This window comes from Paenibacillus sp. 2TAB23, assembly GCF_052115165.1.
In the GTDB taxonomy this organism is placed as follows: domain Bacteria; phylum Bacillota; class Bacilli; order Paenibacillales; family Paenibacillaceae; genus Pristimantibacillus.
Genome location: NZ_JBFRGD010000007.1, coordinates 252,474 through 274,946, shown reverse-complemented (window position 1 = coordinate 274,946; position 22,473 = coordinate 252,474). Strand labels below are relative to the sequence as shown.

17 protein-coding genes, 2 tRNA genes and 1 riboswitch are annotated in these 22,473 nt (G+C 47.6%); of the genes, 3 read left to right on the top strand and 16 right to left on the bottom strand.

Annotation, left to right across the window (positions count from 1 at the left end; all coding sequences use genetic code 11):
• Positions 1–19: 19 nt before the first annotated feature.
• The 15 genes from AB4Z29_RS13235 to AB4Z29_RS13165 form a co-directional block, all read right to left on the bottom strand.
• Complete coding sequence (locus AB4Z29_RS13235) at positions 20–1,624, bottom strand: response regulator transcription factor (protein ID WP_441943513.1); 1,605 nt, start codon at positions 1,622–1,624, stop codon at positions 20–22.
• Positions 1,599–3,419, bottom strand: a complete 1,821-nt coding sequence (locus AB4Z29_RS13230; protein ID WP_441943512.1) for a cache domain-containing sensor histidine kinase — start codon at positions 3,417–3,419, stop codon at positions 1,599–1,601. The genes AB4Z29_RS13235 and AB4Z29_RS13230 overlap by 26 nt, the downstream gene beginning before the upstream one ends.
• A gap of 178 nt (positions 3,420–3,597) precedes the next feature.
• Positions 3,598–4,818 carry a tRNA uracil 4-sulfurtransferase ThiI gene (gene thiI / locus AB4Z29_RS13225; RefSeq protein ID WP_441943511.1) on the bottom strand — a complete coding sequence of 407 codons (1,221 nt, stop codon included), beginning with the start codon at positions 4,816–4,818 and terminating at the stop codon, positions 3,598–3,600.
• A 2-nt stretch (positions 4,819–4,820) separates the two neighbouring features.
• Positions 4,821–5,969 (bottom strand): cysteine desulfurase family protein, encoded by a 1,149-nt coding sequence (locus tag AB4Z29_RS13220; protein ID WP_441943510.1) that lies wholly within the window; start codon positions 5,967–5,969, stop codon positions 4,821–4,823.
• A gap of 92 nt (positions 5,970–6,061) precedes the next feature.
• Positions 6,062–6,736: a lytic transglycosylase domain-containing protein gene (locus tag AB4Z29_RS13215; RefSeq protein ID WP_441943509.1), complete on the bottom strand. Its 675-nt coding sequence runs from the start codon at positions 6,734–6,736 to the stop codon at positions 6,062–6,064.
• 412 nt (positions 6,737–7,148) lie between these two features.
• The gene (locus tag AB4Z29_RS13210; protein ID WP_441943508.1) at positions 7,149–7,751 is read right to left on the bottom strand and encodes a nitroreductase family protein; all 603 of its coding nucleotides are present in this window, start codon (positions 7,749–7,751) and stop codon (positions 7,149–7,151) included.
• A 133-nt stretch (positions 7,752–7,884) separates the two neighbouring features.
• A complete protein-coding gene (locus tag AB4Z29_RS13205; RefSeq protein ID WP_441943507.1) occupies positions 7,885–9,489 on the bottom strand; it encodes a DUF2339 domain-containing protein in 1,605 nt (534 codons plus the stop codon).
• A gap of 52 nt (positions 9,490–9,541) precedes the next feature.
• Positions 9,542–10,219 (bottom strand): YwaF family protein, encoded by a 678-nt coding sequence (locus AB4Z29_RS13200; protein ID WP_441943506.1) that lies wholly within the window; start codon positions 10,217–10,219, stop codon positions 9,542–9,544.
• Positions 10,220–10,301: 82 nt separating this feature from the next.
• A complete protein-coding gene (locus AB4Z29_RS13195; protein ID WP_441943505.1) occupies positions 10,302–11,000 on the bottom strand; it encodes a LuxR C-terminal-related transcriptional regulator in 699 nt (232 codons plus the stop codon).
• A complete protein-coding gene (locus AB4Z29_RS13190; protein WP_441943504.1) occupies positions 10,993–12,396 on the bottom strand; it encodes an ATP-binding protein in 1,404 nt (467 codons plus the stop codon). The genes AB4Z29_RS13195 and AB4Z29_RS13190 overlap by 8 nt, the downstream gene beginning before the upstream one ends.
• Before the next feature lie 15 nt (positions 12,397–12,411).
• Complete coding sequence (locus AB4Z29_RS13185) at positions 12,412–13,146, bottom strand: DUF6081 family protein (protein ID WP_441943503.1); 735 nt, start codon at positions 13,144–13,146, stop codon at positions 12,412–12,414.
• Between the two features lie 29 nt (positions 13,147–13,175).
• On the bottom strand, positions 13,176–14,087 hold the full coding sequence (locus AB4Z29_RS13180; RefSeq protein ID WP_441943502.1) for a prenyltransferase: 912 nt from the start codon (positions 14,085–14,087) through the stop codon (positions 13,176–13,178).
• Positions 14,088–14,406: 319 nt separating this feature from the next.
• Positions 14,407–15,750, bottom strand: coding sequence for a GH1 family beta-glucosidase (locus AB4Z29_RS13175; protein ID WP_441943501.1), 1,344 nt, complete (start codon positions 15,748–15,750; stop codon positions 14,407–14,409).
• 191 nt (positions 15,751–15,941) lie between these two features.
• Positions 15,942–17,699 (bottom strand): methyl-accepting chemotaxis protein, encoded by a 1,758-nt coding sequence (locus AB4Z29_RS13170; protein ID WP_441943500.1) that lies wholly within the window; start codon positions 17,697–17,699, stop codon positions 15,942–15,944.
• An 84-nt stretch (positions 17,700–17,783) separates the two neighbouring features.
• Positions 17,784–17,868, bottom strand: a riboswitch (cyclic di-GMP riboswitch).
• A gap of 74 nt (positions 17,869–17,942) precedes the next feature.
• The gene (locus AB4Z29_RS13165; RefSeq protein ID WP_183563774.1) at positions 17,943–18,713 is read right to left on the bottom strand and encodes a DUF1836 domain-containing protein; all 771 of its coding nucleotides are present in this window, start codon (positions 18,711–18,713) and stop codon (positions 17,943–17,945) included.
• 257 nt (positions 18,714–18,970) lie between these two features.
• Between AB4Z29_RS13165 and AB4Z29_RS13160 the strand changes: the two genes are divergently transcribed.
• The 3 genes from AB4Z29_RS13160 (at position 18,971) to AB4Z29_RS13150 (ending at position 20,918) form a co-directional block, all read left to right on the top strand.
• Positions 18,971–20,290 (top strand): hemolysin family protein, encoded by a 1,320-nt coding sequence (locus tag AB4Z29_RS13160; protein WP_183563777.1) that lies wholly within the window; start codon positions 18,971–18,973, stop codon positions 20,288–20,290.
• A 467-nt stretch (positions 20,291–20,757) separates the two neighbouring features.
• Positions 20,758–20,833: transfer RNA gene (locus tag AB4Z29_RS13155), tRNA-Thr, on the top strand.
• 8 nt (positions 20,834–20,841) lie between these two features.
• Positions 20,842–20,918: transfer RNA gene (locus AB4Z29_RS13150), tRNA-Pro, on the top strand.
• 65 nt (positions 20,919–20,983) lie between these two features.
• Here the strand turns inward: AB4Z29_RS13150 and AB4Z29_RS13145 are convergent.
• A complete protein-coding gene (locus tag AB4Z29_RS13145) occupies positions 20,984–22,366 on the bottom strand; it encodes a M48 family metallopeptidase (RefSeq protein WP_441943499.1) in 1,383 nt (460 codons plus the stop codon).
• Positions 22,367–22,473 lie beyond the last annotated feature (107 nt).

The following is a 22,473-nucleotide window of genomic DNA, read 5'->3' as shown; positions in this document are numbered from 1 at the left end:
GGGTGGATTCCGATGAATGCTAATTTTTCGGGTGTTCACTATCGTTTTTTTCAGATGGGCGCAACCGGAACTCGGAAGGCGTCACGCCGTACATGCGCTTGAATTTCGAGCTGAAATAGCTCGCATTCGAGAATCCTGTCAGCTCTGCAATGTCCCAGAGGGTTAGCGTCGTGTTCTGAAGGAGGTGAATCGCTTCCCCCATTCGTGTCTCATTCAAATAATGAATGAAGGCTTTGCCTGTTTTGGCTTTGAAAATTTCCGAGAAATACGATGCATTGTAATTAAATTTCTCTGCAATCATCGACAGGTTCAAGTCATACATATAATTCTCGTCGATGAACTGCTGAGCGGCCTTGATAAACAAGAATGGATCCGTCTCGTCCGACTCATTCTGCCGGTTGCGCTCTATTCTGTCCGCTATGCCCATAAGAAAACGCTCAGCCTTCTCAACACTGTCTAGGGTTAAGGTCATTTCCGGTCTGAGCCATAGCTGTTCCCCGCCTTCCAGCGCAGTATGCGACGCTTTGGCGATTGGTTCTAGCATCAGATATAGCTGGAATATGGTTTTCACGAAGCGCGGCCGCGAGCCATGTGCGGCAACGAGCTCTTGCCTGATAGCGGCTTGAAACGCCGCGAGCTCGCCGCGAACCAAATACCGCTCGATAACCTTTAAGGCATGGTCAGCTTGCTCGCCTTGCGCGGCGGTGCTTCGTGTTTCATCCTTCCTGCCGTCATACGGCAGGCTCCAAGCAAGCAGCGAGCTCATGTAACCTTCTTTCCATTGCTTGAAGCCAGTAACGGCTTGTCCGACACCGATCCTCAAGTCGAACCGCATCAGGCTTCTCACATGATCCTCCAGCGCTTCCGTAAATGTCCGGACAAGCTCGGCATCCTCCTGGAGGACGACATGCATCAGGCCTGGGTAGTTCAAATCCCGGAATACCTGCATCGACGCATGCTGCATTGCCGCACATTCCCGGACCACCATTTCGAATGGAAGCCGGAATGCATCCTCAGTCCGGTTATTCTCTCCTGCTGGCCCGGTCTGATCCTTCAAGCCCAGCGTCAAAAACCGCACCTGGCCATGGTTCCACTCTTCCAGCTCAAACAATCTTGATCGCTCCAAAATCAAAGGTGTTTGTACAAGCTCCTCTTTCACCAGATGAACGATGTAGTGCTCCTTCATCTCCTTATAATATTGGGATAAACGCCACTGGATCAGTGCAGCCTGGTCCTGGTTATTCCGATCCCTGTCCAGCTCGTTTCGAACGCCTACCAAGGATTTGGTCAGCTCGTCCCTCGTAACCGGCTTAAGCAAATAATCACGGGCTTGATTGCGAATGGCTGCTTTGGCGTAATGAAAATCCTCGTATCCCGTTATGACAATTAAGCGCAACGACGGAATGAGCTCATGACAGGCATCCATAAAAGTCATGCCGTCCATTATAGGCATATTCATATCGGTAATCACGACATCTATCGGCTCATTCGCCAATTTCTCCAGCGCTTCCCTTCCGTTCGATGCTTCGCTTGCAACATAGAAACCTAGACTCTCAAAACTCACCTTTAGCTGCAGCCCTTGACGAATTTCAGGCTCATCATCTACGATCAACACTCGGTACATGCCCGTTCACCTCCTGTGCGGGTAAGATTAATTCAATTGACGTTCCTTCTCCGGGCGCGGAGTCGATTCGAACCTCAAACAGCGATTCATAATAAAGTCGGCAGCGCGAGAGCACGTTGCCAAGTCCGATTTGACTGCTTCTGCTTGTCAGTATTTGATCAAGCTGCGCCGTAGTGGAGCCCTCCAGCACCTGCCGCTTCTTTTCCGGCGTAAATCCCGGGCCATTGTCCGAAACGACAAGATGGACCTTGCCTTCAGTATGCCTTACCAATATATGAACCTTTGCTTCCTGCCGGTATGCAGCGCTATATTTGACCGCATTTTCAATCAAAGGCTGAAAAATAAATTTGACTACCGAAAGCCTCTCCAGATTGCCTTCCTTCTCCATGGAGATGCTCAAGCGGTCGCCAAAGCGAATCTTAAGAATGGAAATGTAATAATCAACGTAAAGGAGCTCCTCCTCCAGTCGAATAAGATCGTCATCCATCTTAAGCGAGAATCTCATCATTTTACCGAGCGATTCGATAACCTGCACCGTATCCTCCGTACGTTTCTGCATGGCAAGACTGCTCATCAGCTCCAGCGTATTAAACAGAAAATGCGGGTTAATCTGCATCAGCAGCGCCTTGTATTCGGCTTGCTGCCTAAGCAGCTTCAGCTCGAACTCGGTTTTGATATGCTCCCGCAATTGATGCACCATGCTGCGGAAGGTCTCTGTCGCAAAGCCAACCTCGTTGCGCACGCTCCGCTGCGGCAGCAGCCTGCTCTCCGCGTTAGCGAAATCTCCCCGCTGAATATGTCTCATGGCAAGCACCAGTCTGGATAGGGGCTTCGTAATGCCATGCGAAAGCCAAGAGGCCAGAACCAATGACAATAGGAGTAGAATGCTCGCCACAATCCATATTGAGCTTCTCAGGCGGAATAGCTGCGCGTACAGGTCATCCTCGGACACGAAGCCGACAAGCATCCAATTCGTTTGCGCCAGCTTCTTGTATACCAATATCTCTTTCTCGCCCTGCGCATTATCCATGTACAGAACGCCTTGCTTCCTCCAGCCCTGCCTAATTTCTTGCACCTGTGCCAGCATGTCCGAGCGCGTTTCGTAATCGGCCTGCGACAACATCGGTTTGCCGTTCTGATCCAGCAAATAAATAGTCCCGCTCTCCCCGAGATGAATGCGGCCGAGCGGCTCTAGAAAATAGTCAGCGCTTACATTGATCTTCATGACACTTTTCGTCAGCGAAGGCTCATAGGAGCCTATGGGCATAAGCATGCTTACAACCGGGTGCTTATTATTATTTCTTAATTCCGCTGCGTCCGTATGTGCCGAGATCCAATACTCTTCCTTTTTTTTGAAATTATTGTACCAATCTTCCTTCAAGAAAGAAGGATTCGTTACGACGAAGTTGCCGCTGCTGACCCACAGCCCTTCCTGTCTATAGATGGCAACGCTTGAAACGCTGGAGTAGCTGTTCGTCGTTTGCGTCAAAAACTGGCTCATGTGAAAATGCTCCAGGTTGCGTTCGCCATCCGTAGCGCTCGAATCTGAGGCTATGGCGTTCCAGCTATTCGTAATATCGCTGTTGAACACAATGGAGGCCAGATCGTATATTTGTGTTTGTACCATATCGATATAGGAACCGTATTCATCCATTTTTTCGAGAGCCGAGGATTCGATGTAAGAACGGATAATCGAACGGGACTGATTGAACAGCAGAAATGAAAGCGTAACGAAGGATAAAACAAAAAGCAGCACAAAAATAGCGATCAACCGGCTTTTCAGCGAATAAAACATCAGCGCTTCTCCTCTCCTGCATGCTAATCAGCTATTCCATCCTGGTATCAACTTCACTTGTAATTCCTTCAAAACCGATCTCTTCATAGTAAAAATAACGAATGAAATAAAAAGCTGCTCCGATAGACAATTATGCCATCCCCGAGCAGCTCCATGAAATTCATCATATAAAAAGATACTAGAACCAGCTGTCCTCGCCCGCCGCTTGTACAGCGGTTTGATGATGAGGGGAAAGCAGGAGCTGCTCCGTGCCCTCGACTGCGTCCGAGAGAAGCTGCTTGTAATTGGGAATGAGAGACTCAATCTTCTCTACTATCCTTAGATTCGGATTTGTGCTGGGCGACTTGGGCAAAAACAGCGTACAGCAATCCTCATAAGGAAGAATCGAGGTCTCAAAGGTTCCAATACGCTCTGCTAACCGAATAATTTCGTGCTTGTCCATCATAATCAATGGCTTCAGCTGCGGCAAATCCGTCGCGCGGCCAATGACGTTCATGCTTGGCAGCGTCTGGCTGGCAACCTGCCCGAGGCTCTCGCCCGTCACGATGCCGTTCGCTTTGTTGCGCTCCGCAAGCTGTTCTGTGATACGCAGCATGGCCCTGCGCATCAACGTAATGATCAGATTGTCGCTTTTCGCCTGAACAAGCGTCGTTTGTATTTCAGTGAAAGGAACCAAATGCAGCTTAATCGGCTCGCCGCTAAAATACGATAATCTTTTCGCAAGCTCAATCACTTTATCCTTTGCCTGCTCGCTCGTGAACGGATAGCTGTGGAAATGTACGGCTTCCACTTCAAGCCCTTTGCGAAGTGCCAACCAGCCCGCTACGGGACTGTCGATTCCCCCTGAGAGCAAGAGCATCGCTTTGCCATTGGACGAGAAGGGAAAGCCTCCAGCGCCAGCTATAACGTCATAAAACACGTAGGTCGCTTCCTCTTGAATATCGACACGGAGTTCTACATCCGGCGTGTTTACATTTACTTTCAGATCAGGCATCGCACGCAGAACATGACTGCCAACCAAATGGTTCATTTCCTGCGAATTGTGAGGAAACTTCTTCCACGCACGCTTGGCGCTTACCTTGAAGGTGATCGGCTTCTCAGGCAAAGACTGCATTAATGTCAATGCTGCCAGTCTGATTTTCTCCAAATCCAATTCCGTGCTTATAACCGGACTTAAAGACACAATGCCGAATAAATCCTTTAGCCGGTCAGCAATGGGCTCGTAAGAATGCCCGTTCAGCTTCACGAACAAGCGCCCGAATGATTTGAAATACGTAATATGCTCATAAGAAATTAACGCCTGCTTCACCTGCTCCAGCATCTTTTTCTCAAATCTATTGCGGTTTCTTCCTTTTACCATTAAATCTCCGTAGCGGAGTACGATTTGATCATAAAGCAAAATTAGGTCAATCTCCTCTCAAGCGGCTTCAGCTGTCTCACAATATCCGCAAGCGCTGCCGCTAACGCGTTAATATCCTGCTCCGTATGCTCTTCGCCCAAGCTGATTCGAATGCCACCGGCTGCATGCTCGCGACTTGCACCTAACGCAAGCAGCACGCGGCTTGGCTTATCATCCTTGGATGAACACGCGGATTTCGTCGATGCCATTATACCATGCTGCTCCAGCATATGAATAACTACCTCCGGCTTCATCCCCGGATAGGAGAAATGAATAATATGCGAGGCGGATGGCTCAGCGCCATTAAGCTTAAGCTCCGGCATGCCATTAATATGTTGAATCAACTGCCGCTTCAGCACTGAAATACGCCTCTCACGCTGCTCCATTCTCTCCATCGACATGCGCAGCGCCTTCGCGGATGCTACGATGGCGGGTACGTTCTGTGTTCCCGCGCGATATCCGTTCTCCTGGGTGCCTCCGCTCAGCAGTGGATGAAGAGTCACGCCTTCACGAATATATAAGAAACCTACGCCTCTTGGCCCACCAAGCTTATGAGCAGAGCCAGTCAACAAATCAATGCCCCATTCCACCAATTGCATCGGCAGCTTGCCCATGCTTTGAACCGCATCTACATGAAACATGATTTTGGGAAACCGTTTCAGCAACCGGCCAATCGGTTCTATAGGCTGTATCGTTCCGATCTCGTTATTAACATGCATAACGCTCACTAATATCGTCTCATCGGTTAGAGCCGCTTCCAGCTGTTCCACGTTCAAGTGACCGGTTTCGCCAACAGGCAAATAAGTGACCCGGTATCCCTCGTCTTCCAGCTGTTTGAAAGCTTCAAAGACCGAGGCATGCTCGATTTGAGTGGTAATCAAATGCTTGCCCCTGCTGGCGTATTGCCGGGCGATACCTTTAATGGCCATGTTGTTGGATTCCGTGCCGCCCGACGTAAATATCCAATTGCCGCTGCCCGTCTGCAGCCGCTCTGCCAGAACCGAACGCGAGCGTTCAATTAATTGGTCTGCCTGAATACCGGCCCGGTGCAAGGAGGAAGGATTCGCATAAACGGATTTCATTACCTCTATCATCGTCTGGACGACCTCCTCATACGGAGGGGTCGAGGCGCAATGGTCGAAATATAACATATTTGTATAATCTCCTCTCCAAAAAGAAAAAGACCAACGATTGCTCCAGCCATTGAGGCCGTAAGCGAAATCGTGATCTTATAGCTTCCGTTTTACTTCGCTTGCAGCACCTTTGCTACATAGCGCTGTGTTTCTTCGGGAAGCGCCTCAAGATTCTCGATTAATTGCTCGTTCGTCCTGATCCCCGTACGGTCAACCCTGCCTGGACCTGCATTGTATGCAGCCAGTGCTACCTGCTCATTCCCGTTGTACTTTTTAAGCAGCATGGCTAGGTACTTGGTTCCGCCATTAATATTCTGCGCGGGATCGAATGAATCCGTTACGCCGAGACCTCTAGCCGTGCCATCCATAAGCTGCATAAGGCCTTTGGCGCCTGAGCCCGACTGCGCATCTGAACGGAAACCGGATTCCGTCTTGATTACCGCTTGAATCAATGCCGGATCAATGCCATATCTCGCAGAAGCTTGCTGGATAAGCTCGTCGTATGCCGAAGGTTCAGCTGTCGAATCACCATCCGCATGATATGAAATATTCGGATAGCTATTCAGTGCTTCAAGCTGTGCGAGCGCGTCCGCAGGCAATATGGGAGCCGACGATCCATCTCCGGAAGCCGTGTCTGACATATATTGTGAGAGCAGCGTATCGAACAAGGATGCTGAGCCATCGCCTGTCGTGGCTTGTAGCGGATTCGATGCCGCTTTTAAGTCCAAGCTTGGAGCCAGCTGAAGCTGCAATAATGTTTTAATAATGCGAGGGTCAATGCTCATGATTTCCTCCTGGCTGTTTGTAATAGGCATAATAATGTCTGCTTAAATCTATATCGGTTTTCATTGTACATGTTTATAGAGCAAACAGCCAGTATTCATCAATTAATTGGATTGTATGATCGGCTAAATTCCATTAAAGTGCTGGCATTCCCAGTAAGTAATCTCATCTTCGCCAACATCAGGACTACGTCTTCTGCCGTTAAGACAGATCGGTTTCCAGCCTGCATGGTAGGTACGATATCATTATGCCAAGCATCGATTCCGAATGCAATATTACTATCGACAACGCTCTAGATAAATCCTACAATAAATCGTACATAAATAAAACCGGCATGCGCAGCTGTTCCCAGTCCGCATGCCGGTTTTTCTGAGCAGTTCGTATAACCCATCGGTGGGCATTCAATCCTGCTGCTTATTTGAATACTTTTACGCGCTCTTCGATCGGTTGGAACGTTTTCTCGCCTGGCTCTGCTGTCGGCTTGCCGAAAGGCATTTGAGCAATCAGCTGCCAGGAATCAGGTAGCGACCATGTTTTCTTAACCTCTTCATCAATAAGCGGGTTGTAATGCTGCAGAGAAGCGCCGAAGCCTTCTTTTTCAAGCGCTGTCCATACAACCAGTTGATGCATGCCTGACGCATGTCCGGACCAGATCGGGAAGTTATGGGCATACGAAGGGAAGCTGGCCATCAAGCCGTCAACCACCGTTTTATCTTCAAAGAACAAGACCGTGCCGTAGCCGCTTTTGAAAGAGCCCATTTTTTGCTCCGTTGCTTCGAATTGATCTGCCGCTACCATAGCGCGAAGCGTGTTCGTCGTAAGATCCCAAAGCTTGTCATGATTGTCGCCAAGCAGTACAACTACCCGCGTGCTTTGTGAATTGAAGGATGAAGGTGTATGCAAAACCGCTTGCTCCACGATTTCTACAATTTTATCGTCAGAGATAACGGACTCCTTGCTGATTCCATAATAAGAGCGTCTTGCTTTTACTGCTTCCAAAAATGCTTGTGATGACATTGTTTCTCCTGCCTCTCGATTGTGTAATAGAAAATGCTCTGCAATCCAATCAATAACTTTACGTAAGTTACTATAAAATATAAATTGCATCTTGTCAAGGTGAACACAATCATTATTCCCGCCAGGATTTATATTATGAATCGCTCGTTGCTTGTTTATCTACGCTCGGTTTTTCGTCTGACTGAACCCGCCATTTCCCGTTAATCCACGTTATAACGAATGATATGGCGCCTAAGATTAACAGCACGCCAACCTTATACAGTGCTTCTTGTCCGCTCAAATCCATAAAAATAGCTTTAATCGCTACGAGCACCAGAATGAACGAACCAAACCATTTGAACAGCACTTCTCTGTAATAGGCTCCCCACAATATGAGCAGCAGCGAGTAGCAGCCCCAAGATACAGATAACGCTAACGCTAAATAGACTGCATGCGACTCCGGCATATATTCTGTGAAGATATTTTCGATTTGCCTCGTCAGCAATCCACTTACGATTAAATGTGCCAGAAGCGCATAAACCCGTCCTAATATGCGGTTTGCCTGCTCCGGCAAATGTGGAATAACAAGTGTTCTGGAGAAATAGAATCCGAGCGCAGCAAGCAGTATCCATGCGATTGCTCCCCAGTTCAAAAAAGGCACATACATGCCGAACCACTCGCCGCGCGGCGTGTCCCATGTGACGATATACCAATAGCAGCCAACGATAAACCACGTCATAATCGAAGCTAGGCTAAGCATCAGCCAGCCTTTGATTCGGCCGATCACCGCCGCAGCTGCGGCAATAAACCCCCAAAGCAATACGGTGACCAAAGGCTTGGAATCATATCCGCCTCCAATACTGCTCATCGAGATAAGGACCAACAGCAAACCGACCAGAAAGAAGCTGGCTGCAGCAGGCGTTATCTTTTCCGTGGCGGTATAAATGACGTAACTTCCTAGAAGGTATACGATCCCGATAAACGTTAGGATATATCCGTACGATACCTCATGATTCAGAATAAGCAGTGCCCAGAAGGTAAACAGAATGCCGTTTGCAGCGTTGAGATAGAGATCGATGCCGTCGAAGCTTAGCTTGTTCAACCAGGATGACACCATCAGGCCGACTGTATAAAAGAGAAAGGCTGCCAGCGCATAACGTATCGGCATGCTCCATAGTCCATCTGTTGAAGGCGTATAATGGATAAAATATACGGTATACATCAGCCACGTGCCTATGAAGCTGACAATCCGAAGCTCGTGCCACCTTCGCACGATGCTGAGGAAAAAGAAAGCCACATTAATGACCAGCATATACAAAAACAAGGCAAACACCTGATCCGTCTCCGGCCGCATCAGGAGCGGCGAAAGCAATGCTCCTGCCATCGCGATATTGATGAGCAATCTCGATTTGTACTTATACGCATAGGCGGATATGAGAGCCGTTACGGCACTCATGCCCAGCATCACCGTCATAGGCTCCCAGAGCCGATAAAAGATGCCTGCAAAAGCGAAGGTCGCATACAGGATGCAGGCACCAAGACCTATCATGATTTCACCTATCAAGCTGCTGGGCCTGCGCACCGCCAGCTTCAAACCGATGACACCGATGCCTGCTCCGCTTAGCAAGCCGAATCCGATCTTCATCGCTTCAGTGATCCAACCTTGATCGAGCGAATATTTGAATAAGGTTATAAATGCGGTCATGACGAACAAGGCACCCAAAAGGGAAGTCCAATGTTTATTCATCGTTTCTTTCATGTCTTAGCCCTCCATTCTTTCTTTTATTTCTACCTGATTTGCTCTTTTCCGCTCAAAGATCCAATCCCCTAACCAAGCCATATAAGCTGGTAAATAAGCAAAACGCGATTAGCTCGAGCTGCAGCAAATACCATGGCCATGGAGCAAGCCAATCCAGTATGGACGCCGTTGCTGGTTTGCGGGCGAGAAACATGAAATTCGTCGTACCTGTCCATTCATTCGTAACAGCTGCTGGAATAGCCATAACATGCAGCCATAGCATCGCACGGAGTACCGAATAGAAAGTCGGACGGTACCGTTCAACGGCCACGATGAACAAAGCTGCACCTATGATGCTGATATGCGCGATAAAAAACTGGAAATAACGGAAATGCGGGAAGGTCTCATCCAAATTAGGCGTTAACAGTGCTTGCAGGGCGCCCATGCTGCCGAGAAAGAAAAGCGCATCATACAGTCCCTTGCGCTTCGTTAGCAGTACGGCAGTGCCCACGAACAGCATGAGGCTGCACAATTGGAATGGAAGCGAGTTAATGGCCCAGCGATTATCGATGATGTACGATAGCTGCAGCGAAATCTCGCTGCAAAGGAGCAAAGCAGCAAGCGTCCACCTTGTCGCTTGATTCCGCCTTGGCTCGCGCAGTTCGTTCCGATAGATAACAACTAATAGCGTTATGAAGCCAAACCATACGAGCCCTGCGACATGCGCAGCTGAGAACATCTCGAATCGCATTCACAATTCCCCCATACGTTTACGAAAGATATGTTTATATTTCCATTTTGTAGAAAAAGGCATAAAAAAAATAGTACCAACTTTATCTGGTACTATCCTTGTCATTCTTCTTATGGAATAAGCCCATCTCTTTGGCTTTATTCGCTGCTTCGCGGGAACCGCTCAGATTCAGCTTTTTTAAAATATGATTCACATGATTTTTGACCGTTCGTATCGATACAACGAGCTTGTCGGCAATCTGAGGCTGTGTATAACCCTGATCGATGAGATCGAGCAGCTGCAGCTCGGAAGGTGTGATTAGATCCCCCAGCTTCTTCACCTCGAATTCTCGCTCCAACTGCTTCAGACGCCGGAATTCCTCCCGCATGTTCTCTGCTACTGCCGCATTGATTGGCGACTGGCTTCTAAATGCGGACCTTATCGCTTCAGGCAGCTTCTCGAAATCCGATTTGATTTGGTAATCGATGGCTCCCGCTTGGAAAGATCGGAAGATCAGCTCTTTTTCCTCCATCGAGGTGAGCATGATAACCTTTGCTCCCGTGGCAAGCGCGGCCTCTTCGGCAAGGAGCACACCTTCGGGGCGGCCTTCCAGCATGATGTCCATCAGCACCACATCCGCTGGCGAAGACTGCTGCAAGCCGTTCTGCAGCGCAAGCCTGACGTCTTCCGGCTTGCTGGACGTCCAGACAACCTCCATATCAAGCTCTTTATTAATGTAAGCCACTAATCCACGAAGCCAGTCAAGATCATCCTCTACAATCCATACCTTTATTTTATTCATTTGTTGTACTCCTTTCCGCATAGGCGGCGGCAGAACGTTCCGCTTGAATCGCCCGTTTAACGAATATGAGGAAGACGGACGTCCCAACCCCAGGCTTGCTTCTTAGATTTAACATTCCTTTGTGCTTGCGCATGACATGGTAAGCATACGGCAAGCCTAATCCAAAATTGATGTCGCTTCCGCTTTTTGTCGTATAAAAGGGTTCCAACACTTTTGCTGCTTCGCTTTTGCTGAGTCCCGGTCCCGTATCTTTAATCTCGACTATAAGCTCGCGCTTCGTCTCGCTTAATTGGACAAGCAGCTCTCCTTCGCCCTTCATCGCTTCCAAGGCATTCGCTGCAATATTGCCAAGTGCTTCGCTAAACTGGGCAGGATCGATCCGGCATACCCAGCCTTTAATCAAGGATGTCTGCAGTTTAATAGACCCAAGTACGGGGCCGTAACCCTTCATGGTCTGATCGATAAGCTCGGCCAAATCTACAGCCTCCACGCGAAGCACCAGGTCCTCCGTGCGCCGATGCACACGCTGCAGCATCTCCTGCATATGGCGAGATGCGCCAAGTACCGTCTCGATGTCAGCTAAAAGCTCCTGCTGATCCGTAGCAATCGCATATGCCTTCATTTTCTCGGAGAACAGCCTCATTTTGCCTGCATCGTTTTTGATAGCATGATTTAGTATAGCAGTACCCGAGGTAACCGCTCTCAACGTAGAGTCATATCGTCTGCGATCGATGTTGACACGAACGCCCATGAATCCGTATGTAAATAATGCAATAACAAATACAGTCACACCTAATCCGACGATCCATGTGTTATATACCCACATTCTCAGCATTCCAAAGCTTGGAAGCACATAATTCATGACCATGCTGAACATGACTGGAGGCAGCACAACGGAACAAATGATCCAGTGCGTCCGTGAAAAGGAGGCTTGAAGCTGACGCTTCAGCAGCACCTGAACCGCCCCGTACACAATATAGGGCACTGCCCACCACACCACGATACGAAAGGAAATAGGATACAGTGTCGTATAAAACGGCGTAAAAACGACACATAACACAATCGGAATAAGCAGGAGAAACGGCATTAACGCTTGCATGCGTTTGGTCATGCGAACCGGGCGATACGCATTGGCAAACAAAACGAAAGAATAGGGAAGCCCGTAGTAGGAAACTAGAGAGGAGACTGCTTGCAGTCGATAAAGGAGCTGCTGCGCAACCTCATTCATTCCAGCTTCTGCTGCTGCAGGCAGCCATTGCAAATCCAGAACGGCAGCAAGCGCGCCTGCGCCTCCCGTAAACGCGACAGCACCTAACCAATGATTAACGGACGATCGCCGATCAGAGAGCCATATGATGGCTGCTATTGCCCACAGTGCGATGAGAACGAATAACATAACGCAGCTCCTTCACTATCCTTGCTCAGTTATTTCAATGGTGATCGGAGACCATTCCCCGATAACGGTCTGTCCATGTACAGAAACGCTTCCTTCAGGCGTCAAATCCTTCTCCGTCATAATGCCGAGAGCCACGGTGAATTGATTGAATTTAACCGGGACGTTTCTCTCTCTTCTGACTTCGTTTCCGTTAACGAAAAATACCACTTCATCCATCGAGCGATTGTAAGTGATTTTGTACACGTTGAATGCTTGCGCCTCAAAGTCTGTGTCTTCCTTGAACACGCAGAAATACTTCGTTTTATCGGTTTCAGGCACCTTGACGCCAGGAAAAGGAAGAACCGCATACACGCTAGCGTACTTATCGTTCCCGGCAAAAAAATCGAGTGCCCCGCCTGTCGTGAAGTCGAGCAAATTCAATGAGACGAACCCGTCATATAAATCATTTGGCGCCGTCTGCTGCGAACGTGCGCGGATTTGAAGCTCGAAGCTGATGATTCCTGATTCGGGAACGAGAACAGGTTCTGCGGAATAATACATATGCTTCGCATTGTCCAGAATTTGAATTTGATCATTCGAGCGGCTAAGCGGCGCGCGCACGTAAAGCATGCCGTTGCGTACGATAATGACCGCATTCGGCTCGCGGTATTGCCAGAAGCTTCCGTCCTGTAGAGGGAAACCGCCGATTTTCCAAACCTCGCCTTCATTCAATATCGTATGGAAATCACCTAACGTCCATTGCTTATCCATCTTATCTACCCGCCTTCTAAGTTGATTGCTTACACGAGTCCTTGAATCCATAAAGCAGCTATCAGTAAGGTTCCGCAGCGAATCGTCGCTTTCACCGAAGCGCCCATTAACGGCACGTATGCCGCTGAATCATTACGCGTCGAAAGCCGCCCATATACGCGGTACAGCGGAATGGCTGTCGGCAAAGCGAGCAAAGCATATACCGGCAGCGCGTCCAATGCCACGCATACAACGAGAGTGAAATAAGCCAGCGCCAGCAAAACGCGCGAAAACAGCAATGCCCTGCGCTCCCCCCATACAACGACTAACGTCCGTTTGCCGGCTTGCTTGTCCGCTTGCCAATGCAAAAAATGATGGTTGAACAAAATGAGAGTCGTGAGCAAACCAATCGGCAATGAAAGCAGCAATGCGCGGTAATCAAGCTGTGAGGTTTGTACGAAATATGCGCCAACGACAGGCAGAATCCCGAATGAGATTAGAATCGCAAGCTCGCTGTAGCCTTTGCCGCGGTAACCGAACTGGATTGGCGGCGCCACATAGAAATAAGCGATTAACGTGCCTAGAATGCCGAACACTAGCGCAAGCCAGCCGCTTAACACACTCAAGATAACCCCGCATATCGCTGCAATGCCGAACAAGCCCCACGTCACTGCGGCAAATGCGCGAATGCTCCAGGTTCCCTTCGTCAAATACCCCGAATTGGTCGGAATGACGCCATCCGTTGTTTGAGCAGCCGTATCTGTACCGTTATAATAATCCCATAAATCATTAATCATATTAGAAAATAAATGCGCCGCTCCTGCGCCAATCATCGTAATGACGAACAAGAATGGATGGAAAACGCCGTTCCAAACATAGGCGCCGAGTGCGCCTAGCGCTACCGGAATAAGCATCACAGGCAGCACCCTCACTCTGGATGCTTTCAGAAATTGGTTAAACATGGATGTAGTCACTGCTCCCTTTGATGTCGATGGTTCAATTGAACCACTTCTATTTGCTGTAAGTCAACAATTGGATTAGGAGCGGCTCCGCTTTGGGCTTGCTTTTGCAAGCCGCTGTTTGCATACTGTTTGCATTCTGTTTGCATTCTGTTTGCATTCTGTTTGCATTCTGTTTGCATTCTGTTTCCGACTATGTATCTGCTCTCTGCCACTCCTTCATTTCGGCGCATGGCATGCTTATCCTTCTTTTCCAGCACAAAGAAGCAGGCAGAGTCCCCTTGCTCGAGCTCTGCCTGCTTTATACGGCCTGTCCTGACGATTAAATCTCTAACTGGTTGGCAGCCACAAGCTGGTTATACCAATGATAGCTTGCCTTTGGCGTTCTCTCCAGCGTCTCGAAGTTGACATGAACAAGCCCGAATGGCTTGGAATAACCAAAGGCCCATTCGAAGTTGTCCATCAATGACCACACCATGTAACCTTTGACGGGAACGCCAGACTCAATTGCGCGGTGCAGAGCCATAATGTGATCGCGTAGGAAGCTGATTCTCGCTTCGTCATTGATTTTCCCATCTTGCAGTTCTGCCTCATAGCAAGCGCCATTCTCAGTAATATAGATTGGAATTTGACCATAGGTTTCATTGATCCAAGTCAGCACATGGTAGAACCCGTCAGCATATATGTTCCAGTCAAAATCGGTTTTGGCAAAGCTTGAACTGATTTCTTCGCTGTCATACAAATCATTGCCTGCCGCATGACGAATCAAGCTGCCCGTATAATAATTGATGCCTAAGAAATCGATAGGCTGCGAAATAATAGCCATATCCCCAGGTTCAACCTTCACCTTGAAGCCCTTGCTCTCATACCAATCCGTCAATAGCTTCGGGTACTCCCCCTTCAACACAGGTGAAAGAAACCATTCATTGAAAGAACCGTTGCGTAGCTGAGCAGCCTTCACATCCTCTGGGGAAGAACTGTAGGCCGTTCTCCATTCCGTATTCGGCGCGTAACCAATCTCGCCTTCGATGCCAAGCTCACGGAATCGCTTAACGGTTAAGCCGTGTGCGACTAGAATATGGTGAGCGACATCAAGGGCAGCCTGCATATCCTGCTTGCCTGGCGCATGCGCACCTAGGTAGTTGGATAATATGGAAATACACCAAGGCTCGTTAAGCGTAATCCATCTTTTTACCTTGCCGTTAAATTTACGGAATACCGTTTCTGCATATTGGACAAAAGCATCCATTGTCGCGCGGTTTTCCCATCCGCCCTCATCCTGAAGCGTCTGAGGCAAATCCCAGTGGTATAGCGTTACAAATGGTTCAATGCCATTCGCAATAAGCTTGTCGATCAGCTCCTCGTAGTAATCAAGGCCTGTCGGATTAACAGCTCCTCTGCCTTGAGGGATAACGCGCGGCCAAGCTATCGAGAACCGATAGACAGAAACGCCAAGCTCCTTCAGCAGTCGGATGTCATCATCTACGCGGTGATAACTGTCGCATGCCACATCGCCGTTGTCTCCATTAAGCACCTTGCCCGGTGTTTTCGCGAACGTGTCCCATATGCTGGCACTCCGTCCATCCTCATCAAACGCGCCTTCGATTTGGTACGCAGCAGTTGCCGTTCCCCATTTAAAATCTTTTGGAAATTGTACAGTCGTCATTCTCCACTACCTCCAGCTGTTTTCTATCTATCATAGCGGTACAACGGTTTATTATACTGCTCGTACAATGACTATCCTAACGCCCTTGTGACTTTTTTATGACAAACCGATAGGCCATCTAACGTCAAGCTTGAAAAAAAAGAACGCTTCAGCATATCGCTGAAGCGCCTGTGATTGATATGTCCTTCCTTTTAAAGCTTGAATACAGAAGCCTTTTCTTTCAGCTCATGCGAGGAGCCGGTCAGCTTCTCTGCAAGACTGCGAAGCTCATCAGAAATATCGTTTTGCTTCACGGACAGCTCGCTCATATGCTCCATTTTCCCATTTACGTCCGTGGATGTGTTCAGCAGCTTGTCAACAGCAGATACGATATGCGTCATTCCTGCTGTTATCTCGCTTATTGCCGTTGAAATCTCGCTCATCTGGTCAGACAATACGCTGCTTTGCGATTCCAAAGCTTGGAACGTGCCGCTTGCCGTCTCCGATGCTTGTCTTGTCGACTGAATGACATTCGCAAAGCTTCCGATCGTTCTGCTGCTAGAGGCAACATCGCTTTGGATAAGTGTCAATTCCTTTGTAATTTGCTTGGATATGGTATCCGTCTGGCTTGACAGCTTCCTAATTTCCTCCGCCACAACTGCAAAGCCGCGTCCGTGCTCCCCAGCTCTTGCGGATTCTATAGATGCGTTAAGCGACAACAGATTCGTCTGCGTATTCAAATCCTGAATGCCGTTCAAAAACTTGGAAACATTGTTGTATCGGCCATTCATCGCTTCAAAAGCCTCCGTCAGCTTCGCGAATTGCTCAACGGTTTCGTTAACCATGACGACAACGCCTGCCATTTGCTGGGAGCCGCTCTGGGACGACTGCTTCATTTGACGCATGTCATTGTTTATGTACTCGCTGGAAGCAGCGATTTGCTGGGAGCTTGCGGATATTTGCTCCGTTACCGCCGAAATTGAAGAAGCATCATCATATTGCGACAGCAGTGCTTCACGACCCAGGTCAACCTGGCCTTTCACATCCTCGGAAGCTTGGCGGTTGCTTCCAATCATCGTATCCATGTTGCGCGATACGTGAAGAACAGACTCGCTGACGTTAAGCGTGGCCTTAATCGTGTCTCTTAAATTGTCGCCCATTGCGGCTAGCGCCTGATCAATTTCACCGAATTCATCAGAGCGGGCCAGCTTCTCCTGACTCGTGAAATCATTGCTGCCATATGCGCGGATGCGCCTTGTAATGCCGGTAAGGCCCGTTTTAATCGATTGCGTAACGCCGTAAATCATAATAGCTGGCAATACAGCAAGCAGAATGACATTAATAAGCACGATGATATTAGCGCTCGATACATCACGATTCAGATTGTTTTGGGTCGTTTCTGCGTCATGAGTTAGCCGCTCATGCATGGTATCGTTCGAATAGCTGAGTATTACAGTGTATACGCTGATTAGATTGCTGATGCGCAAGGACTTCTCTTCAGCTGTTAAACCCGATACATCGGTATTGGTTTGATTGAGATTATCAAGTGCGAGGCGAAGAACGCCTATCTGATTGGCATAAAGCTGTCCGCCTTCTTTGGCGGGAGGATATTTCTTGTCCATTTCGATCAGCTGCTTGTCAAGCTCATCGATATTGGCAGGGAGGGTTTCCAAATCTTTCATAATTGCTGAAGCATCGCTCTTCCCATTCTCGATCGCATCCACCATAAGCAGCATGGCTTTCAGCAATTTGTTGGAAATACCTTGATAGTTCCGTTCAGCACGTGATAAATGATCCGAATCTTCAACTGATCCTGCAACTGATACATTCTGAACATAAATAAATGCGCCTGCTCCTAAATTAAACAGTGTGATGATTGCCGTAATAAGAAATAACTTGGTCGTAATTTTCCTCATGTTCATTTTCTTCGACAGTATGCTCGCTCTCTTCAACCAATCCTTCAACACCATTCCAATTTCTCTCCTCTGTCCCTCTGAAAAAACAAAAAAGCTATCCAGCCACAGGAGGCGGACAGCTTCTTAGCTCTATATCCTTCCGGCGGTCTGGCGACCTTAGCACAAGTGCTTTAGGCCCATAACTTTGCGTCCTAGCCTTTCGGCAAGTTTGCCATTTTCAGATTGTCTATGTTTGTATTTACAACATAATCCAGTATAGGACAATAAAGAGTTTCTGTATATCCCTATAGAACTATTTTATTCGGGACTTAGAAACAAAGTCGCATTGCAATAACGCCTGGAGAGGGAATGAAAGTAGGACGTTTGTATGGATATGACAGCAATGAGCAAAATATTGCGCACAGCTTCCCATTGATTGTCCGTTAAATTAGGTAATTGGTTCGCGAACTGATTGGCTGACGAGCGAATGGCTTCCTCAGTCAAAATATCTTGATGCGGATTTTCCTTCAAATGTCCGGAAATATCGAGCAGCTGATCATTGTTTGCATCCAGTTCTTCAAACATACTCGTATACGATGCATATAATTGAATAGGACCGACCAAATCGGCCTTCTCATCCTCTGGTTTTTTAAAAACGATCTCAAATAGCTTGCGTATGGATTCAAAATCAAGATTTGACTTTAAATCATCAATAATGAACAATAACGCAGCCTGATTGAGCGAATATTTTTTACCCGCCTTCGGGCAATCGAAATAAGGCTTAAAATCGCGCTTTACCCAATTTTGCATGGACGTTATCGACAGATTTGAATATTCGATCAGCTGACCGAGCGCAGCAATTTCATGTAGCGAGAAACCTTTGAGCTCATTGCCTTTAATCAGCTTCTCAATAATCGGAGGCAGCAGTGTTGACAGAAATGCCGGCAATCCTGCACCCTTCTCCAAATCGTATTGATGCGTTTTGGTCCATGCGGCTTGCAATACCTGCAGCGGCTTCTGATTATGCTTCCCGTCTAGCGCAAGCAGCAAGCAAGCCATCTCTTTTCGAGTAAGCGTAAAGGACTCCATTTTCCTTCCTCCTCGCGCTTTCGTCATATGTACCTTTTGTTACAAGTTCATATGAACTCATCATATGCCGGAGAATGACAGTTGTAAAGGCTCGAAAATCAATGAGAATGCGCTTTTCCATCTCGTAAAATCGCTCTAATAGCGCATAAAAGGCTGTTACCGTTTGAAATGGCGTTTGTCATATGCTGTAATCATTCGTTATAGTAGATCATAAGAATACAAAAAATATAAATATAAAAGGGTAGTGAGAAACGAAAATGGGTATAGGATTCAATTTATTCATGATTGCTCTTCTTATTTTATTAACTGCTTTTTTCGTCGCAACGGAGTTTGCCATCATTAGACTTCGCTCCAGTCGGATCGATCAGTTAGTGCTTGAGGGCCGGAAGAACGCGCTTGCCGTTCAACGGGTTACGAGTAATCTGGATGCCTACTTGTCAGCCTGCCAATTAGGTATTACCATCACAGCACTCGGGCTGGGCTGGCTGGGAGAACCAACAGTTGAAAAAATGCTTTTACCCTTGTTTGAGCGTCTGTCCATAAATGATGACATCAGTCATATTCTATCCTTTTTCATTGCATTTATTTCGGTCACATTCCTGCATGTTGTAGTCGGGGAGCTCGCTCCAAAAACGTGGGCGATTCAAAAGGCCGAATTTATCAGTTTCCTTACCGCAAAACCGATTATCTTGTTCCACAAGATTTTATATCCTTTCATTTGGTTGCTAAATGGCTCGGCTAACACGCTAGTCCGCCTATTCGGGCTCAAGCCCGCCACTGAGCATGAAGAAGCGCATTCGGAGGAAGAAATTCAAATTATTCTAAATGAGAGCTACCAAAGCGGAAAGATTAATAATACAGAGTACGGTTATGTGAGCCGCATCTTCGCATTCGATGAGCTGCTCGCCAAGGAAATTATGGTGCCCCGCACCGATATGATCTGTTTATACACGAATAAATCGCTTGCCGAGAATATGCAAATTATTCGCAAGGAGCAGTATACGCGCTTCCCCGTTGCGCTTGAGAGCAAGGACAATATCGTCGGAATGATCAACACGAAGCAGCTTTTTTTGGAGTACGAAACGGATCGCGACCTTGACTTCAAAAAGCTCGTTCATCCTGTGTTAAGTGTATCAGAGGTAACGCCTGTCAAAATGCTCCTGAAACGAATGCAGCTTGAACGCGTTCATATTGCCATTCTAGTCGATGAATACGGCGGTACTTCCGGCCTTATTACCATTGAAGATATTCTAGAAGAAATCGTCGGTGAGATCCGTGACGAATTCGATGCAGATGAGCGCAAGGAAATCGAGCAGCTTGCAGATAACTGCTACTTGCTTGATGGCAAGGTATCACTCAGCGAGCTGAGCGACCTTACAGGGATGAACTTTGAGGAAGAAGACGTAGACACGGTTGGCGGCTGGCTGTACAGTCAAGTTGCGGACCCTAAACCTGGCAAAGAGCACTTCTATGAAAATTATAAATTTATTATTCGCGAAACAAGCAAAAACCGGATTCGCAAGGTTGAAATGCTCATTGAGCAGCAAGAACAAAGCATTGAAGGAGAAACGGCATAAACAAGTTTCATTCTCAAATGCTGGTTTGGGTCCATTCGATTTCTGCTTGCTTTATAATATTGCATAATTAAGACCCTTCAGCTCCACTTTTATAGTGGCGTTGAAGGGTCTTTTGCGCATTTTATACCATTGGCTGTTTCGGGCTCTGACTGTCAGCCTAATCATCATTGCGGCGGAACGATAAGACTAATGATCTGTGCCATTCGTTCCTGCATCTATTGCTCTGATTGCGACATTCCACTCATCGTCATGCAGCCGGAAGAGCCCTAATGCTTCCGCTAGCTCAATGACTGCCGTCACGCCATCTCCCAGTATCTCATATGAAAAGCATTTGCTGAGCCTTGAAAAGAATCCGGTGCCCGTTCGAATTTCATTTATTTCATCCTTCGCATCTTTTTTTAAAAAAAGACTTGCAATTACATTAGTATATATGTAATAATACATCTTGTGTTTAACGAATCGCACACGCCGTTGTAGCTCAACTGGTAGAGCAACTGACTTGTAATCAGTAGGTTGGGGGTTCAAGTCCTCTCGACGGCACCATCTTTTCTCGGGACGTAGCTCAGCTTGGTAGAGCACCTGGTTTGGGACCAGGGGGTCGCATGTTCAAATCGTGTCGTCCCGACCATCCCTTACGAAATACATAGCTGACATACATATAAAGAAGAAGCTTGATTGCTCAAGCTTCTTTTTTTATATCCGCTCACCGGTTTCCTGCAGCAGCAGCGCAATATCCTCAAAACCGCTATCCATCGCATAATCCGCGGCTGTATACCCCGTCTCATCCACCATCAGCGGATCAGCGCCTGCTTGCAGCAGAAGCTTCGTCGATTCGATATCGCCTTCTGTCGCAGCCGTCATCAAAGGTGTCCAGCCCGTACTGTCTTGCAGGTCAGGATTCGCGTTTCTCTCCAGAAGCAGCTCGACCACATCCACACTGCCATTATAAATCGCAATCGTCAATGCCGTCTCTTCATAGGTATGCTCGACTAGATTTAGATCCGCTCCCGCATCGATGATTGCGATACCGCTATCCGTATCATTTAATTGTGCCGCCCACATAAGCGCTGTCCAGCCCTCAGCATCCGCTGCATCCGGATTGACACCGGAAGACAATAATTGCCGTACAAGGTCGGCATCCCCTTCTAATGCTGCGTCAAGCAGCTCTTCTTCTGTATTCACACGATCTTCAAACTGGCTCATAAAAGTACCGATGGATTTTGAGAAAATGATGCCTGTCGAAATCGAGCCCAGCAATACGAAAACAGCGACTACTGCAATGACAATTCCGATGCGTGAAGTATGGAACACAATACTCGATGAGTAGCCGGCGAATTGCTGAAGTGCATGAATTCGTTTCGGAAGCGGTGGATGGGTGGAGAGCCTTTCGGCAAGCCATACGAAAAAACCATTTTCATAGCTGCTTTGCAGCAAATACTCCTCCCGGTCGACACGTCGATATAGCGTTTTGCCAATTGCTAATATCGTCAAGCCATTCATTGCTGCCTCAGCATCGTTGATGTAATAAGCCGCCATGCGATCACAGGTATATTCACATGCCCTTGAATAAGCCTCTCCCAGAAAAGGAAGCCACATAGCCGGAATAATGAATATTTGCTTCATGATATGATTGCGCTTGATATGGGCAAGCTCATGGGTCAGCACAAAAGCAAGCTCCCGCTCGCCGCCGGATTGAATGAGTTCAAACAAATCAGCGTAAAGAACGACCATGTTTCGTCCAAAAAAACGGGAAGCGAACGCGTTTAATATGCCGCTGGACTCCATTACGTATAAATCCGGAACAACCGTAAAACCCATTTTGGCGCATTGCTCTTCCGCAAGCGCGAACACCTCAGGAAATTGTCTAGGTGTGATGCGTACGCCGTTCATTCGTATATTCGCCATCATAATCGCTTGGGCTGCCAAAGGTATGACAATAAGAATAGGAATTAATAACATAAAAATAATAGAAAAAAACAAGCCTAAATAAACAATAATACTGAAAATGAGCGCAAGAACATAATAACGCTCCTCTTTCTGGTGAATCAACATCGGTTCATTAGCATTTGCATTCAACAATAGGCAGCTCCTTCAAAAATAATATCCACATTATACACGATTTCCCATTGTTATTATATAAGAAAAGGAGCCAGCGCTGCTGCGCGCTGGCTCCAAATGCTTAA